Source organism: Mycobacterium senriense, assembly GCF_019668465.1.
In the GTDB taxonomy this organism is placed as follows: Bacteria; Actinomycetota; Actinomycetes; order Mycobacteriales; family Mycobacteriaceae; genus Mycobacterium; species Mycobacterium senriense.
The window spans coordinates 5,025,700-5,041,615 of record NZ_AP024828.1; the positions used below are offsets into that span (position 1 = coordinate 5,025,700).

A 15,916-nucleotide genomic window follows, 5' to 3' on the forward strand; every position below is an offset into this window, starting at 1 on the left:
TCGCCGCAATCCGCGCGCCGGCGCCGCCGAGCAGAAGCGCCACGCATCCGAGGCCGTGCGACGCCGCCGCACCCAGCCAACCGTCAACAAACCCGCAGTTCGCCGAATCTGATAGGAGCAACCAACACATGAGCACCACGATCACCGCGCCCTGGTCTTACGAGCCGCCGAGCCATCACCGCATCACCGCGCAGGCGACCGCGAATGTGACTGAGCGGCATTTCGTTTCGATCAGCGGTAACCGCGCGGTCGGCGGGAACCTCGCTGTCGCCCCGTCGGCGGCCGGCGACCGGCCGTTCGGCGTTGCCGCCTACTCTGCGCCCGCCGGGCAGCTCGTCCTCGTCGCCCGGGGCGGTGTCGTCAAGGTGATCGCGGCCGGCGCGATTGCGGCCGGCGCGGCCGTGCAGGTCGGTACCGGCGGCGCAGTCTCGACCGCCAGCGGCACCAACCCGGTTGTCGGGGTGGCCGTCAACGGCGCCGCCGACGGCGGTATCGCCGAAATCGCCCTCTACTAACCCCACGCACCCGGAAGGAATCCACGCCGTGACCACGCCTATCAACTCCCCGCTGCTACCCGTACTGAACGGGCGGCAACTTTCCGTCGATGTCGCGCTGAAACAGCCGACCATCATCGCGCAGCAGATCGCCAAGCTCGCCGACGACATGATCCTGCTGCCAAAACTGTTCCGGCAGTACGGTTCCCGCGTCCAGGCAGGAGCCATGCTCTGGAACAGCATCGCATCCTCGGATTACTACACCGCGGGCCCGGTCGAACCTCGCGTTCCCGGCGCCGAATACAAGCAGATCGAAGGCGTCCTGCCAGACCCTCGGTTGAGTCTCGTCGAAGATTTCGGCGGCGCGTTCACGGTGCCGATCGAACAGGTGCTCCGCAACAACATCAGCCTGCTCGACACGCAGGTGCTCCAGCTGGCGAACACCATCACGAAAACCCTGGACCTGCGGGCTGTCGCGGCGCTTGAAGCCGAAGACCCGGCCAGCATTGCAGTGTCGACGCCGTGGGACACCGCCATCACGGTTGGGCCTCTGGATCAGTTGACCGCATCCAACGAGCTGCCGACAGCTCACTTCGCGGCCGCGCAGGAACTCGCCGACCGTGACGAGCTCGGCGTCAAGCTGGACACGCTTCTTGTTGCACCGGAGCAGGCACGCGCGCTGCGGACCCTCTACGGGCAATACCTCGATCAGGTGTTGAAGTCCGCAGGCTTGACGATGCACTCCAACCCGCGGTTGACCGACGGCACCGCGTACATGGTGCAAGGCGGCATGGTCGGCGTGGTCGGCTGGGAGTTCGGGCTGACCACCGAAAGCTGGATCGACCAATCGATCCGGTCGTGGCGTGTTCAGTCGTTCGCCGTGCCGGCGTTTGCCGTGGACCGGCCGTTCGCCTGCAAGAAATTGACCGGATTGTCCTCGTAGCGAAAAGGATTGATACACAATGGCACTGACACTCGATGACACACAGTCCGCGGTGCTGCTCGCGCTGCTCGGACTCCCCGAGGACACCGACGACGTGTCGCTGGTCCTCGACACCGTGCGCGACGCGGTAGCTGTCGAACCCGAGGCACCTTCGGCGATCGCCGCGGCCGCGAAGAAACACGGCCTCGAGCTGCTCGACGCCGACAGCCACGAAGCGCTCAAACGCGACGCCGCCGAAGGCCGCCGGCTACGCGCGGCCGCCGATCAAGCCAAGGTCGAGGCCCAAGTCGACGCCGCGATCGACAAAGGCAAAATCGCGGCATCACGCCGCAAGCACTGGGTTTCGCTGATCGCGGCCGACGCGGGCATGGGCGAAGTGCTGGCCAGCATCCCCGACGAAACCGCCGTACCGCTGTCCGAAATCGGCCACGCCAGCGCCGAATCCGAGACCCAGGGCGCCGGGTCCGACACCGGCGTCGGCAAATGGTTCTGGTGAGTAGCCCGACGGCATGAGGGATTACCCGACGCGCCCGCCTTGGACCGCCAGACTGCCCACCCTCGACGATTTCCACGGCCTGCCCGCGCCAGCGGGCAACTCGTGGGAATCAGGGCAGCCCGTCAAAGCCAACGGCGATGGCGCCCGATCGTTCGTCTTGGGCGCCCGACGCCGCTGCTGGCTCTGCGGCTATCCGCTCGGCCCGCGCGTCTACGCGATCTTCACCGAAACCGGCGAACACTACCGATACCCGGGCCCGCTGTTCGCCGGCGCCAACGCGATGCACCGCTCATGCGCGATCTACTCCGCCGTCGTCTGCCCATTCCTGCGGCACAACATCTCACGCCGCCGGCTCACCGACCATTCGACCCGAGGGCAAGCGTTCGTCGCCGGGTTCAACGGCTACGGCCTGTTCAATCCACCCGGGCACGCCTCGGCGCCGACCGCAAGCGCGGCGGTGCTGCTCGGATACTTCGACCTCGCCGAGGAACTGCCCGCCAACACCTGCGCAGCCAACTACCGCGCCGCCGTGGCCGCCGACGCCAAACTCAAATTCACGACCACGCCGCGCCTGTACTGGACCGATTCGCCCGAAGATTCACGACGCCTCAACGCGATGTACCAAAAGGATTCCATGCACGCGCGGATCGGGCTCGCGCACAGCGGAATCGGCCACGGCGGCGGATCCCTCACCACCGTCGGCGGATACACCTACCGGCTGCTGCGAATCTGAATGCGCCACTCACCACCGCTGCCGCCGTGGCTGGCCGACATGCCCCGCCTCGACGAATTCCCCAACCTCGTCGCGCCCGCAGACACCGACTGGAAATCCGGCAAACCCCTCAAGGGCGCCGACATCAGACGATCCGAAGCATTGGGTATGCGGCGATGCTGCGAAGTCTGCGGATACCCGATCCCCGGCCGCGTCTACACCGTTGTCGCAGAAGGAGGGTCAACCGATAGCCACTTCCTCTACCCCGGCGGCCTGTACGCACAACTCGTGGGCCCGGTGCACCGGAGCTGCGCGTTCTACGCCGTGATCGCGTGCCCGTACCTGAAATACCGGACGGCGAGACGGAAACTCAGCGATCACGCGGCGCGAGGCGCGGCGATGATCGTGGGATTCAACAACTACGGCCGCTTCCAGCCGCCCGGCCACACCGACGTGTGCTTCGGCTACTTCGGCATCGCCGAAGAAATCCCGTTCAACACCTACAACGACATCGCAGCCAACTACGACGATGCGGTCGCCGCGGACGCGAACCTGCGATTCACCACCGCGCCGCGCCTGTATTGGACAGACTCGCCGGCCGACCAACAGCGCCTCGACGCCACACTCGCAGCCGACACGGCCGAAACGACGGCCCGGCTGCACGAGGCCGTGACGACCGTCGGCGGCCACCCCTATCGGCTGCACCTGATCTGAAACCAATCCCCGACAACACCAATCCCCAGCGACACCAATCCCCGCGCGACCATTCCCCGGCGATTCCCCGTTTATCGTGAGCAGCATCCACACGAAGGGGGAAAGCATGATCACGCTGCTGGTGATCGTCGGTGTCGCAGTGATCGTTGGGACACTGTTGGGGCGGCGCAAGCTCCGGTAGAGCTCCCCGCCGCCGACCGTGAAGCACGAGCTCGTAGAGGTTGAACACCTGGCGCTCGATGCCACAGCGCCGGGCCCCCCGAAAAAAATTCGACGGGGGGGTGGGCGCGACTCCGCACGGTAGACAAAATTTTTGTTCACGCGGGGGTGAAAACTTCCCGGACCCGGCGGCCGGTTGGGGCCGATCGGGGCGCTGCGCGGGCTATGCGTGGGACGAAAATCGTTGTGAATCAGCGTTTTTAGGCGCTGCCTGGGGTGGCCCCGGTTTGGGGCCGGGGCCTCGCGAATCAGTTCTTCACGTATTCGAGCGGTGTCACGTATTCGCTGATCGTGTTCCGCCGTGATTTGGGATATTTGTGGTACTGCCGCCATCGGTGTGCCCATCCGACGAGCTTTGTCCCTCTCGGGTACCGGCTTGTGAGTTCGTGGTCGATAGTCCAGGTGAGCGTGCCGTGCGCCTCGACGCGTGCAGGCAGTTCCGGGCCTGAGATCTCTCGACCGTGTTCCCGCTCCCACAGGACGTCGATACGTTGCGACCCGTCTGCGGATCGTATGCCGACGTTGAAAACCGTTGTGGCCTCGGCGCCGCTGTTGACGACGATGATGTCGAACCGGTCCTGGTTGGGCGGACCAGGTTCAGATGGCTGGGTAGGGGTTTTTTGTGGCGGCGGGCCGCCCATCGTCGTCGTCGTCGCCAGGGTGAACGCGACGGTTACGGTAACGCTCTGGCGGAGGTCGACTCCTAGTCGCGGCCAGCGGATGTAGGTCTCGACGAACTTCCACACGAAGGTGCCGACCGATATGGCGAACGCAATCCACGCCGTCACGGCGGTAGCGGTGCTGCTCACTGTCGGGTCGCTTAGGTTGTGTCGCGGCCGGCCATCTTTCGGCGCACCTCAGCGCGTACGTCTTCTTCTGCGAGTTCCATGCCGGTCATCTCTTTGTACTGTTCGATCGCGGACGCAACGGCTTCGTCTTCGGTGAGGCCATCCGGGATCTCGATGGTGCGGTCGTGTTCTTTGGTGATGCGCTCAAGCTCGCGTTGGAGGGCGTCGTCGTCTATTTCCATGGACGGCACCGTAACGGCTTGCGAGTCCAGCGCTGGCGGCGCAACGCCGACCCCAACACAGAAAAGCGCGGGACACCGGAAGGTGTCCCGCGCTTCCCTCGAACTGTTAGGTGGTGGCGACAGCTGGCAGATATTTCTGCAGCCACTCGCTGACCGGGGCCGGCAGACCGAACCAGGCCGTGTTGCGAGTCACCTCGTTAACCATCACGTGATCGTTGCTGTCGATGTGCGCGAGGATCTCGTTGCACACCTCCATCGCGGACTTGTCGGTGATGATTGCCCAGCTGCTCTCGAGCAGGTGCGCGTGATACGGGAACGACTTCAGGTAGCTGAAGAGGCTCGCGTAGTCGCGCCCGGGTGCCGACAAATCGTAAGAGACGATGTACCCAGACATCGCTTCTCCCATCTACGGTAACGATCCCGATGGCTCCCACCACAAAACCGGCGGGTCATCTGGAACCGCTCAGTCGGCGGTGATACCGTCGGGACCGCGCGGGGAAAACGCGATGTTCGACGGAACCCCTACCGGGTGGGACGACCCCCCGGCTGGGGTTCTTCGTCGTTATCCGCGAAAATCACGGTACAGCGCCAAGCGTGCGTCTCCGCGGTTCTGGCCGGCGTGTCGCGGTCGCGTCCTGGCCAAAATCGTCTACAGTTTGTCGCCCTGTTGCAGATGTGCAACAGGTGCCCCAGCAGTAACAGTGGGAAGCGGCTGTTACTGGCATCCCTAGGCGGCCGTCGCCCCGCCGTTTATCGCCCGCCGTCCAACATCTCGGCGCGTCGGTACAGGTCGGTCGATGCCGGCAGCCCGAGCCGGCGGCGTGTCTCGGCCTCGCCGATCCGGTTGACGAGTTGATCGACGATCTCCCGCGCGGGCATCGTCCTGGCGCGGTTCATCGCCGCGAGCTCGATCGCCAGGTCGAGTGTGGCGGCCGCTAGCGCGGGATCTGCGTCAGGAACACCAGCGAGTTGCATTCGCTCGAACTGAGCTACCTGGTCCGGGGTGAGTTGGGCGGCGAAGTTGCGCCAAGTGTTGGTCATGGGGACGTTCCTTTCGGCTTGGGTTTGGTGGTTCAGATTGCCCACGCCGTGCCCACACTTTGCCCACAGTTACACATAACTCTTGTGAACTACTGTGATGTCTTTTAGCAGCTAGAGACTGTTTCGGTGCCCTGAACTGAGGCAAAAATAGAGTTCGAATCTCACCGAGGGCACCACAGACCCAGCGCGCGCGCCGACAATCCGCTGCCCCAAGGGACGCAGGGCACTCGGCGCACCGGGGGAGCTACTACCCTTTCCGGTACCGAAGTAGCGCCTTCACCGCCGTTTCCAAACCCGGCGGTCTGTTATTTCCTCCAATACCTTCCAATGGTATGGATCCGGGGCATTTAAACAACTCCACGCAATTACGCGCACGCAATTGCATTAGCAAGATCGCTATGAATTCATACTATTTCTCCGCCGCGCGCGTGCGTGCCGAAATCCTTCCAGCAACGGCTTCGGTCGCGTGAGCCAATGCCCGGGGGTCCCGCGCAAACCGGACCGTTGGGGGGCCTCACCCCTCGTCGAGGCCCACCGTCCGGTTCAGTCGCCGAAGGACCGGGTAACGCAAACCTGGCCGGAGGCAGACACATCTGCCCCCGCGGAGTTGCCGATCGAATCGGTGGCTACCCGGAGTAACCAGCCCGGGTCGCCGCAGGCGGCGCTGCAGCCGTCTATGAGCAAAGCGGTGAGAGCTAGGGTTAACGCAAGAACGAATCTCTTGAGACGCGCCATCAGGCACCCCTTAGTCGAGGCCAACACGTGTCTAACAGCCCTGCTTAACACGTGTTAAATAACCATAACGATCCATTCGCAAACCCGATAACAACCCGATAACAAGAACTGTTATCAGAATCGGAAACTTACGGGGCGAAATCGCCAACTTTTTTGGAGACATTCGCCGACCAGCCTGCTCGGCGGTTAGGCTTACACCCGTGGCGGCCAAGAAGTGTGGTGCCCCACCAAGACGCCCAGACGGCTCCTCGCAGCGCCCGGACTGCGTGGCTGCGGCGCGCGCCCAGTCACGCGACCGCAATCAGCACTACGCCGACAGCGCCGCACGCCAGTACCGAGTGCTCACGATTGCGGCCTGGCTGGCAGTGGCAGTCTGCACCACCTTCGTCGTACTGCAGGTCGTCACCGGCGCCTGGATCTGGCAGATGCTGCTCGTCAATGTCATCTCGGCGGTGATCTTCGCATCTGTGCCGTGGCTGCACCGCTTCGGTGATCTGGTCGCGCCGCTGACCTTTATCGGCGCCGCCTATGCCACGGTCTTCGCCACCTGCTGGGACTCGGGCACAGCCTCGGGCGCCCAGTTCTTCTTGGTGGTGGGCGCGTGCCTGGTGGTGCTGGTGCTGGGGCTGGATCACATCGTGTTGGCCGGAATTTTGGCGGCGATCGCCGCCGGCCTGATCATAGGGCTGGAATTTCTCGTTCCCCGTGATACCGGCTTGGTGCCGGGGTGGGCGCAGTCCATGATGTTCGTCGTCACCATCGTGTCCGCGTGCGTCATGGTGTTCATCACGGTGTGGTTCGCGCTGCGCGATACCCGGCGTGCCGAGACGGTGATGGAATCCGAGTATCGGCGGTCGGAGGCGCTGCTCGCCAACATGTTGCCGGGCAGTATCGCCGAGCGTCTCAAAAGCGCCGACCGGAACGTCATCGCCGACAAGTATGACGAGGCCTCCGTCTTGTTCGCCGACATCGTCAGCTTCACCGAACGCGCCAGCAGCACCAGCCCGGCCGATTTGGTGCGGTTCCTCGACAGGCTGTACGGCTCCTTCGACGAGTTGGTCGACAGACACGGCCTGGAGAAGATCAAGGTCAGCGGCGACTCCTACATGGTGGTCAGCGGGGTCCCGCGCGCGCGGCCGGACCACGCCTTCGCCCTGGCCGCGCTGGCGCTCGACATGGCCAATGTTGCTGGGGCGCTGAAGGATCCGCACGGCGGTCCGGTCCCGTTGCGGATGGGCATGGCCTGCGGACCCGTCGTGGCCGGTGTGGTGGGCTCGCGCCGGTTCTTCTACGACGTGTGGGGCGACGCCGTCAACGTCGCGTCGCGGATGGAGTCCACCGATTCGGTGGGCCGAATTCAAGTGCCCGAGGCGATGCATGAACGTCTCAAACACGACTTCGTTCTGCAGGAGCGCGGCCGGATCGAGATCAAGGGCAAGGGCGTTATGCGCACCTGGTATCTAATCGGCCGAAGGGCCGGTGAAGAACCCACCGACCTGCGCGCCGAGGATCCGCGCACGGTCCACGTCTGACCAACGTCCCTGTACCACAGCTCACGTTTGTGCCAGACTTCGGCCATGACTATCTCCCCTGGCTCTCCTGGAACCCACCCTGTTCCGAGCTTGCTGCCGCATCTGTGGAAATCCGCTCTGCTGTCGGGAATTCTGTCTCTTGTCCTCGGTGTCCTGGTGCTGGCTTGGCCGGGAATTTCCATCCTGGTCGCCGCCGTCGCGTTCGGCGTTTATCTCTTGATCACCGGTATCGCGCAGGTCGTCTTCGCGTTCTCGCTTCACGTCTCGGCGGGCAGCCGGATCCTGCTGTTCGTCAGTGGCGCGGCGTCGTTGATCCTGGCGTTGCTGGCGTTCCGTCATTTCGGTCAGGGATACGCAATCCTGCTGCTGGCCATCTGGATTGGCGTCGGGTTCATCTTCCGCGGTGTCGCCACAACGGTTTCGGCCGTAAGCGACCCGCACCTGCCCGGCCGGGGGTGGAACATCTTCGTCGGGGTGATCAGCCTGCTCGCGGGCATCGTCGTGCTGGCCTCACCGTTCCAATCCATCGTCACCCTGGCGATCGTGGTCGGCGCCTGGTTCATCGTCATCGGTGTGTTCGAGATCATTTCGTCGTTTGGGATCCGCAAGGCCTCCAAGACCCTCGCGCCAGCTGAGCAGGGGCTGCGGTAGCGGAGACGCCGACTCATCTACTACACTCTGTCGTAGCCGTTGGTCGGCCCTCCGCAGTCTCGGGAGATGACAGATGAATGTCGTCGATATTTCGCGGTGGCAGTTCGGTATCACAACCGTCTACCACTTCATCTTCGTGCCGCTCACCATCGGTTTGGCGCCGCTGATCGCCATCATGCAGACGGTGTGGGTGGCCACCGGTAACACCGCCTGGTACCGGCTGACCAAGTTCTTCGGCAAGCTGTTCCTGATCAACTTCGCCATCGGCGTGGCGACCGGGATCGTCCAAGAATTTCAGTTCGGCATGAACTGGTCGGAGTACTCGAAGTTCGTCGGCGACATCTTCGGTGCGCCACTGGCGATGGAGGGGTTGTTCGCCTTCTTCTTCGAGTCCACCTTCATCGGGTTGTGGATCTTCGGCTGGAGCCGGCTGCCCAAGCTGATCCACCTGGCTTGCATCTGGATCGTCGCGTTCGGCGTCAACGCGTCGGCGTTCTTCATCATCGCGGCGAACTCGTTCATGCAGCACCCGGTCGGCGCGCACTACAACCCGTCGACGCGACGCGCCGAGCTGGACGACATCTTCGCCCTGCTGTCCAATAACACTGCGCAAGCGGCGTTTTCACACACTGTGACAGGGGCGCTCCTGGTTGCGGGCACCTTCGTCGCCGCCGTCAGCACATGGTGGATGGTGCGCTCACACAAGCAGGGGTCCACCACGCCCGAATCACAAACCGAGGCCCGCACCATGTTTCGCCCGGCGGCCATCCTGGGCTGCGGGGTGGTGCTGCTCGCCACCGTTGGCCTGTTCTTCACCGGTGACCGGCAGGGCAAGCTAATGTTCGTCCAGCAGCCGATGAAGATGGCATCGGCGGAGGGGTTGTGCCACACGCAGACCGACCCCGACTTCTCGGTGCTGACGATCGGAACCCACAACAACTGCGGCAGTGTCGCCGAGGTCATCAAGGTGCACTACGTGCTGCCGTTCCTAGCCGAGGGCAAGTTCAGCGGCGTGACGCTGGGCGGGGTGGACGAGTTGCAGCAGGAGTACCAGCAGCGCTTCGGACCCGACGACTACCGGCCGAACCTGTTCGTCACCTACTGGTCCTTCCGGGCGATGATCGGATTCCTGGCTATCCCGGTGTTGTTCGCACTGACCGTGCTGTGGGTCACCCGCGGCGGGCGAACACCCAAGCGCCGCTGGATGTCCTGGTTCGCCCTGCTCACCATCCCGACGCCGTTTCTGGCCAACATCTCCGGGTGGGTGTTCACCGAGATGGGCCGACAGCCCTGGGTGGTGGCGCCCAATCCCAGCGGGGACCAATCGATTCGGATGACCGTCCGCGCAGGGGTGTCCAATCACGTGCCCGGCATGGTCATCACCTCCCTGGTGACCTTCACCCTCGTCTACGCGGTGCTCGCGGTCCTCTGGTTCTTCCTGCTCAAGCGCTACACCGTCGAAGGGCCGCTGGAACACGACGCGGAACCCGCTCCCCCACAAGCACCCAGCGATGACGAGGTGGCACCTCTGTCCTTCGCGTACTGACGAGGGCTTACCCGACGCCGAAAGGAGTTGCGACGGTGGGACTGCAGGAAGTGTGGTTCGGCATCATCGGGGTGCTGTTCCTGGGATTCTTCATCCTCGAGGGCTTCGACTTCGGCGTGGGCATGTTGATGGAGCCGTTCGCCCGCGTCGGCGTCGGCGAAGCCGAACCGCTGCGCCGCACGGCGCTCAACACCATCGGACCGGTGTGGGACGGCAACGAGGTCTGGCTGATCGTCGGCGGCGCCGCGATGTTCGCCGCCTTCCCCGCCTGGTACGCCACCGTGTTCTCCACGCTGTACCTGCCGCTGCTGGCGATCCTTTTCGGCATGATCGTGCGCGCCGTGGCGATCGAGTGGCGCGGCAAGATCGATGACACCAAATGGCGCGGCTGGGCCGACGTCGCCATCGCGGCCGGATCGTGGCTACCGGCCGTCTTGTGGGGCGTCGCATTCGCCATCCTGGTGCGCGGACTCCCGGTCGAGGCCGACGGCCACATTCACCTCTCGATCACCGATGTGCTCAACGCCTACACGCTGCTGGGCGGATTGGCCACCGCCGGGCTGTTCTTGTTCTACGGAGCGACATTCGTCGCGTTGAAGACCTCCGGCGCCATCCGCGAGGATGCGTACCGGTTCGGCGTCTGGCTGTCGATTCCGGTGACCGCACTGGTTGCGGCATTTGGACTTTGGACGCAACTGGCTCACGGCAAGGATTGGACCTGGCTGGTGCTGGCCGTGGCGGTGCTGGCGCAACTGGCGGCGGTGCTACTGGTGTGGCGCCGGGCGTCCGACGGCTGGTCGTTCACCTGCGTCGCGCTGGTGGTCGCGGCCGTGGTGATCCTGCTATTCGGCTCGCTGTATCCGAACTTGGTGCCCTCGACGCTGAACAAGCAGTGGAGCCTGACCATCTACAACGGCTCTTCCACCCACTACACCCTCAAAGTCATGACATGGGTGACGGCGTTCATGGCCCCGCTGACGGTCATCTACCAAGCCTGGTCGTATTGGATTTTCCGGCAACGGATCTCGGCTGACCGGTTACCCGCGCCGATCGGGCTGGCAAGGCGCCCGTCCTGAGCGGTACGGACCGTGCCAGCCGGGCGCCGCTAGACCCGAGACTGTGGCGAGCGTCGGCGGCGGTGCGCCGCTACCTGCTCGCCGTGGTGGGCTGCGGTGTGCTTATCTCCGGCTGCGCGATCGGATCGGCGATCGTCTTGGCGCGCATTGTCGCCGGCGTCGTCGGCCAGCCCGCCGCCCGGGGACTGCACGTCTGGCTGGGTCCGCTGTCAATCCTGTTGGCGCTGTGGGTGGTCCGCGCGGTGACGCATTGGCTTCAGGCCCGGCTGGGGCAACGAGGAGCCAGCGCGGTCATCGCCGATCTGTCCGGCCAGGTGCTCGCCGGGGTGACCGCCAGGCAACCCAGCGAACTGGCGACGCAACGCGACACCGCGGCCGTCGTGGTCACCCGCGGGCTGGATGGCTTACGCCCCTACTTCATCGGTTACCTGCCCACGTTGATGCTCGCCGCGATCCTGACACCGGCCACCGTCGCCGTGGTCGCGGCCTACGACCTGAAATCGGCGGTAGTCGTGGCGATCACGCTGCCCCTGATCCCGATCTTCATGGTGTTGATCGGGCTGGCGACCGCCGACCGGTCGGCCGCGGCGCTGGCCGCGATGACCACGCTGCAGGCCCGGTTGCTGGACCTGATCGCCGGCATCCCCACCCTGCGGGCGCTGGGCCGCAGCTCGGGTCCCGACCACCGCATCGCCGAACTGGCCGCGGCGCACCGCCGCTCGGCCATGGCGACGCTGCGGATCGCGTTCCTTTCGGCCCTGGTGCTCGAGCTGCTGGCCACCCTCGGGGTGGCGCTGATCGCCGTCGGAATAGGCCTTCGACTGGTGTTCGGCGAGATGACTTTGACCACCGGTTTGACCGTCCTGTTGCTGGCGCCGGACGTGTACTGGCCGCTGCGCCGCATCGGAGTGGAATTCCATGCCGCGCAAGACGGCAGGGCCGCCGCCGGTGCCGCGTTCGCCCTCATCGGCGAGCCGGCGGCGTCGAAGGCCGGGGCTGAGACGGTCACCGCGCGCGGCGCGCGGATCCGCCTCGACCACCTGACCGTCGACGGCCGCGACGGCCGGGCACCGCACGACCTGAGCGCGGTCATCGAACCCGGCTCGGTGACGGTGCTGACCGGGCACAACGGCGCCGGCAAGAGCACCACCCTGCAGGTGATCGCCGGCATCAGCGTGCCCTCGTCGGGCCGGGTCGTCGTGGACGGTGTCGACGTCGCCGACCTGCAACCGGCCGCCTGGTGGGCGCAGCTGTCCTGGCTCCCCCAGCGGCCGGTACTCGTGCCGGGCACGGTCGACGACAACCTGAAGCTGCTCGGAGAATTGCGCGACATCGAGAAGGCTTGTGCCGATTCCGGATTCGACGCGGTGCTGGCGGAGCTGCCAGATGGGGGCGGCACCGTGCTCGGGCGCGGCGGTGTCGGGCTGTCGTTGGGGCAGCGGCAACGGCTGGGTCTGGCCCGTGCGCTCGGCTCGACGGCCCCCGTGCTGTTGCTCGACGAGCCGACCGCGCACCTGGACACGGCCACCGAGGAAGGTGTCTTGCGGGCGATCGTCGAGCGGGCCCGCGCCGGTGCGACCGTGATCGTCGTCGGCCATCGTGCGCCGGTGGTGGCCATTGGCGACCAGGTCGTCGAAGTCGTCGCCGACCGGGGGGTGCGTTATGCGCCGGCCTGATCCGCTCATCGACGCTTTGACGCTGTTGCGCCCGCGGCTGCCTCGTGTTCTGGCAGCGGTCGCGCTCGGGGCGCTCTCGCTGGGTAGTGCGCTGGCCCTGGCCGGTGTTTCGGCATGGCTGATCACGCGGGCCTGGCAGATGCCGCCCGTGCTGGACCTGTCGGTGGCCGCGGTCGCGGTTCGGATGTTCGCGATCTCGCGGGCGGTGCTGCACTACTGCGAGCGACTGGCCACTCACGACACGGCCCTGCGCGCGGCCGGCACCGCGCGCGTCCAGATATACCAGCGGCTCGCGCGCGGACCGGCGGCGGCCGCCGTCCGGCTGCACAGCGGTGAACTGGTGACGCGGGTGGGTGCTGACGTCGACGAGCTGGCCAACGTCCTGGTGCGCGCCCTGGTGCCGATCGCGGTCGCGGTCGTGCTGGCGCTGGCGGCAACCGCAGTCGTCGCGGCCATTTCACCGGCTGCGGCGGTGGTGCTGGCGGCCTGCCTGCTGATCGCCGGCTTGGTCGCGCCCCGGATCGCCGGCCGCGCCGCCGCAGCCCAGGAAGGCGTTGCGCGGCAGCATCATTCCGAACGCGACACGTCGGCAATGGTCGCCCTCGAACATGCCCCCGAGCTTCGGGTCGCCGGCCTGCTACCCGACGTCATCGCCGAATCGCAACGCCGGCAACGCGCTTGGGGCGATGCCCTGGACGCCGCCGCCGAACCGGCGGCCATTGCCGAGGCGATGCCCACCGCCGCGATCGGGGCGAGCGTGCTAGGCGCGGTGGTGTGCGGGATCGGGTTGGCCCACGCGGTCGCGCCCACCACACTGGCCGTGCTGATGCTGCTGCCGCTGTCCGCCTTCGAGGCGATGACGCCGTTACCGGCCGCCGCGGTCCAACTGACGCGGTCGCGGATCGCCGCGCGCCGCCTGCTCGAACTGAGCCCCCCGGGGCCCGAGATTGCGACGGCGAGCGTACCCACACCCGTCGGCACCGGACGGTTGTCGGCCGACATGCGTTCCGGTCATGAGGGCGCGGCACGCTCGACCCGGATAGCGGTGGATCTGCCGCCGGGAGCGCGGCTGGCCGTCACCGGCCCCAGCGGTTCCGGCAAGACGACGTTGTTGATGACACTCGCCGGTCTGCTGCCGCCCCTGGACGGGCGGGTGACGCTGGACGGTACCGCCATGAACGAGTTCGGCGAGGCCGACTTGCGCAGCGCGATCGGGTTTTTCGCCGAGGACGCCCATATCTTCGCCACCACCATCCGCGACAACCTGTTGGTCGCCTGCGGAGACTGCCCTGACGAGGAATTGGTTGCAGCACTGGGCGCGGTCAGCCTGGGCACCTGGCTCGCCGGTCTGCCAGGCGGGTTGTCCACTGTGCTCACCGGTGGGGCGCAGGCCCTTTCGGCCGGCCAGCGCCGAAGGCTATTGCTGGCGCGAGCGGTGATCTCGCCCATGCCAGTCGTGCTGCTCGACGAGCCCACCGAACACCTCGACGTCACAGACGCAGAACGGGTTCTCCGCGACCTGTTGGCCCCGGATTCGCGGTTGATGTCCGCACAGCGGACGGTGGTGGTGGCGACTCACCACCTGCCGGAGGGGCTGGCCTGTCGGCAACTACGCGTCGATGACGACGTGACGCGGGCGGACTCAGAGGTGTCGCCGGCGCGGCATGAATTCCAGCGACAGCAGCACGAACAGTAGCGGGACGATCTGCGTCATGGAGATCAGCGCGTAGCGCCGGGCATCCAGCGCGTGCCACTTGCGCACATAGCGGTACAACGACTCAAGGGCGATCAACGGATCGAGAACGTGGATCAACCGGTAGAAGACGCGCTGCGTCCAGCCGCGGTTTTTGTCGTCGAAAATCTCCGGGAACGCGGCAAAGGCGAGCGATACCCGCTGCGCCCCAGTCTCTTTTCCGGCCATGATCATGTCGACGCTCAGCCGCTCGTCGAGACCGTTGGGGGCACTGCGCCGGCGCCACGGCACATCAAGCGTGATGTCGCTGCCCTCACCGGCCGTGGCGTACCGGTGGAATGCCTGCACCGTGCCCGCGTTGTCCCGGGCGATGATGAGCTGGATCCCCGGGAACCGGCCCTCCAGCACGCCGTCGAGGTTCATGTGGAATCCGCGATCGGCGTGGGCTCCCTTGGATGACTCGCGCACCACCTCGGTCAGCTCGGCCAGCAGCTTGTCGTCGAGTTCCTGCTCCGACACGATTTCTGTTGTCACACCGCAATTGTGGGTGCGCTTCACCGCCTGACGCAGATTGCGGAATTTGCGGCCCACCATGTCGAAGCCGGACACGTCGACCACCACATCGCGGCCAATCGGTATGGGCCGCAACGATTGTCCCAACACCGTCGAATCGGTCCACAGGCCCAGCCGCCGCTCGCCGCACCCCACCACGGCGATGCGCCATCCGTGGGTATGGCAGGTGGCGGCGAAATCCGCGACCAGTTCCGGGAAGTGGGCCTCGTCGCCGATCGGGTCACCGCTGACCGCGGCGATTCCCATCCGCGTCCGGTAGGCCAGCGCCGCCGTGCCGTCGGCGGTGAAGTGATAGCTCTTGCCGGTCTGCATGGTGAACGGGGCGAGCGCGTCGCCGCCGGTGGCGTTGATCAGCCTCCACACGCGGGGCAGGTCACCGGGCCGCGGATACGAGGTCGTCGGCCACATCAACACAATGCCGGAGCTGGCGATCACCAGGTCACCGAGCAAATCGAACGACAGCACATGCAGTCCCAGTCCGGCCAGGACGAAGAAGGCGGCCGCGGCGGCGTGCATGGTCGTCACGGGCCGGCCGAGAAAGATGCCGCGAGCCATCCAGGCCACCGCCACCAGCACCGTCAGCGACCAGGCCAACCGGTCGGTGTAGTTCCAGCTTGGATGGCTATGGTGCCGAGCGAGGATCTCGATGAGCCAGCACGCCGCGCCGAACAGCGCCAACGCGCCGATCAAGCGGGCCGCGAGCGAATCGACCGACACGACAACGCGTTCGCGCACGCGGGGTCTTGCTACCGTGACGTCCACCACTGGGCCGTTCACACTCACCT

The 15,916-nt window shown here is 65.9% G+C and carries 16 protein-coding genes; 11 read left to right on the forward strand and 5 right to left on the reverse strand.

From position 1 onward, the window contains the following. The first annotated feature begins 128 nt into the window (after positions 1-128). From MTY59_RS23395 to MTY59_RS23415, 5 genes are read left to right on the forward strand one after another with little or no spacing between them, the layout of a single operon-like run. Positions 129-515 carry a capsid cement protein gene (locus MTY59_RS23395; protein ID WP_221043263.1) on the forward strand — a complete coding sequence of 129 codons (387 nt, stop codon included), beginning with the start codon at positions 129-131 and terminating at the stop codon, positions 513-515. Next, complete coding sequence (locus MTY59_RS23400; protein WP_347881596.1) at positions 454-1,437, forward strand: major capsid protein; 984 nt, start codon at positions 454-456, stop codon at positions 1,435-1,437. Before MTY59_RS23395 ends, MTY59_RS23400 begins: the two co-directional genes overlap by 62 nt. Positions 1,438-1,456: 19 nt before the next feature. After that, on the forward strand, positions 1,457-1,933 hold the full coding sequence (locus MTY59_RS23405) for a hypothetical protein (RefSeq protein WP_221043264.1): 477 nt from the start codon (positions 1,457-1,459) through the stop codon (positions 1,931-1,933). 13 nt (positions 1,934-1,946) lie between these two features. Next, positions 1,947-2,666: a hypothetical protein gene (locus MTY59_RS23410; RefSeq protein WP_221043265.1), complete on the forward strand. Its 720-nt coding sequence runs from the start codon at positions 1,947-1,949 to the stop codon at positions 2,664-2,666. After that, positions 2,667-3,359, forward strand: coding sequence for a hypothetical protein (locus MTY59_RS23415; protein ID WP_221043266.1), 693 nt, complete (start codon positions 2,667-2,669; stop codon positions 3,357-3,359). Positions 3,360-3,826: 467 nt separating this feature from the next. Here the strand turns inward: MTY59_RS23415 and MTY59_RS23420 are convergent, their stop codons facing one another. From MTY59_RS23420 to MTY59_RS23435, 4 genes are all read right to left on the reverse strand, one after another. After that, positions 3,827-4,387 carry a hypothetical protein gene (locus MTY59_RS23420; protein WP_221043267.1) on the reverse strand — a complete coding sequence of 187 codons (561 nt, stop codon included), beginning with the start codon at positions 4,385-4,387 and terminating at the stop codon, positions 3,827-3,829. 11 nt (positions 4,388-4,398) lie between these two features. Further along, the gene (locus tag MTY59_RS23425; protein WP_221043268.1) at positions 4,399-4,608 is read right to left on the reverse strand and encodes a hypothetical protein; all 210 of its coding nucleotides are present in this window, start codon (positions 4,606-4,608) and stop codon (positions 4,399-4,401) included. Between the two features lie 106 nt (positions 4,609-4,714). Continuing rightward, positions 4,715-5,002 carry a hypothetical protein gene (locus MTY59_RS23430; protein ID WP_221043269.1) on the reverse strand — a complete coding sequence of 96 codons (288 nt, stop codon included), beginning with the start codon at positions 5,000-5,002 and terminating at the stop codon, positions 4,715-4,717. A 356-nt stretch (positions 5,003-5,358) separates the two neighbouring features. Further along, on the reverse strand, positions 5,359-5,649 hold the full coding sequence (locus MTY59_RS23435) for a hypothetical protein (protein ID WP_221043270.1): 291 nt from the start codon (positions 5,647-5,649) through the stop codon (positions 5,359-5,361). A gap of 935 nt (positions 5,650-6,584) precedes the next feature. Between MTY59_RS23435 and MTY59_RS23440 the strand changes: the two genes are divergently transcribed. The 6 genes from MTY59_RS23440 (at position 6,585) to cydC (ending at position 14,561) form a co-directional block, all read left to right on the forward strand. Then, a complete protein-coding gene (locus MTY59_RS23440; RefSeq protein ID WP_221043271.1) occupies positions 6,585-7,916 on the forward strand; it encodes an adenylate/guanylate cyclase domain-containing protein in 1,332 nt (443 codons plus the stop codon). 45 nt (positions 7,917-7,961) lie between these two features. Then, complete coding sequence (locus tag MTY59_RS23445; protein ID WP_221043272.1) at positions 7,962-8,567, forward strand: HdeD family acid-resistance protein; 606 nt, start codon at positions 7,962-7,964, stop codon at positions 8,565-8,567. A gap of 73 nt (positions 8,568-8,640) precedes the next feature. Further along, on the forward strand, positions 8,641-10,113 hold the full coding sequence (locus tag MTY59_RS23450) for a cytochrome ubiquinol oxidase subunit I (protein WP_221043273.1): 1,473 nt from the start codon (positions 8,641-8,643) through the stop codon (positions 10,111-10,113). A gap of 35 nt (positions 10,114-10,148) precedes the next feature. Further along, positions 10,149-11,189, forward strand: coding sequence for a cytochrome d ubiquinol oxidase subunit II (gene cydB / locus MTY59_RS23455; RefSeq protein WP_221043274.1), 1,041 nt, complete (start codon positions 10,149-10,151; stop codon positions 11,187-11,189). 62 nt (positions 11,190-11,251) lie between these two features. Next, positions 11,252-12,865 carry a thiol reductant ABC exporter subunit CydD gene (cydD, locus tag MTY59_RS23460; RefSeq protein ID WP_221043275.1) on the forward strand — a complete coding sequence of 538 codons (1,614 nt, stop codon included), beginning with the start codon at positions 11,252-11,254 and terminating at the stop codon, positions 12,863-12,865. Then, on the forward strand, positions 12,852-14,561 hold the full coding sequence (cydC, locus tag MTY59_RS23465; RefSeq protein ID WP_415822923.1) for a thiol reductant ABC exporter subunit CydC: 1,710 nt from the start codon (positions 12,852-12,854) through the stop codon (positions 14,559-14,561). The genes cydD and cydC overlap by 14 nt, the downstream gene beginning before the upstream one ends. Here the strand turns inward: cydC and MTY59_RS27540 are convergent. Next, positions 14,508-15,908, reverse strand: a complete 1,401-nt coding sequence (locus MTY59_RS27540; RefSeq protein ID WP_415822922.1) for a bifunctional lysylphosphatidylglycerol flippase/synthetase MprF — start codon at positions 15,906-15,908, stop codon at positions 14,508-14,510. The two genes, cydC and MTY59_RS27540, sit on opposite strands and share 54 nt — an antisense overlap. Between the last annotated feature and the right edge of the window lie 8 nt (positions 15,909-15,916).

Bases quoted from the DNA above. Each gene is read 5' to 3' on its own strand.
- MTY59_RS23425 (WP_221043268.1), bottom strand. From the start codon at position 4,608: ATGGAAATAGACGACGACGCCCTCCAACGCGAGCTTGAGCGCATCACC.
- MTY59_RS23410 (WP_221043265.1), top strand. From the start codon at position 1,947: ATGAGGGATTACCCGACGCGCCCGCCTTGGACCGCCAGACTGCCCACC.
- MTY59_RS23395 (WP_221043263.1), top strand. From the start codon at position 129: ATGAGCACCACGATCACCGCGCCCTGGTCTTACGAGCCGCCGAGCCAT.
- MTY59_RS23430 (WP_221043269.1), bottom strand. From the start codon at position 5,002: ATGTCTGGGTACATCGTCTCTTACGATTTGTCGGCACCCGGGCGCGAC.
- MTY59_RS23405 (WP_221043264.1), top strand. From the start codon at position 1,457: ATGGCACTGACACTCGATGACACACAGTCCGCGGTGCTGCTCGCGCTG.
- MTY59_RS23445 (WP_221043272.1), top strand. From the start codon at position 7,962: ATGACTATCTCCCCTGGCTCTCCTGGAACCCACCCTGTTCCGAGCTTG.
- MTY59_RS23450 (WP_221043273.1), top strand. From the start codon at position 8,641: ATGAATGTCGTCGATATTTCGCGGTGGCAGTTCGGTATCACAACCGTC.
- MTY59_RS23435 (WP_221043270.1), bottom strand. From the start codon at position 5,649: ATGACCAACACTTGGCGCAACTTCGCCGCCCAACTCACCCCGGACCAG.
- cydC (WP_415822923.1), top strand. From the start codon at position 12,852: ATGCGCCGGCCTGATCCGCTCATCGACGCTTTGACGCTGTTGCGCCCG.
- MTY59_RS23415 (WP_221043266.1), top strand. From the start codon at position 2,667: ATGCGCCACTCACCACCGCTGCCGCCGTGGCTGGCCGACATGCCCCGC.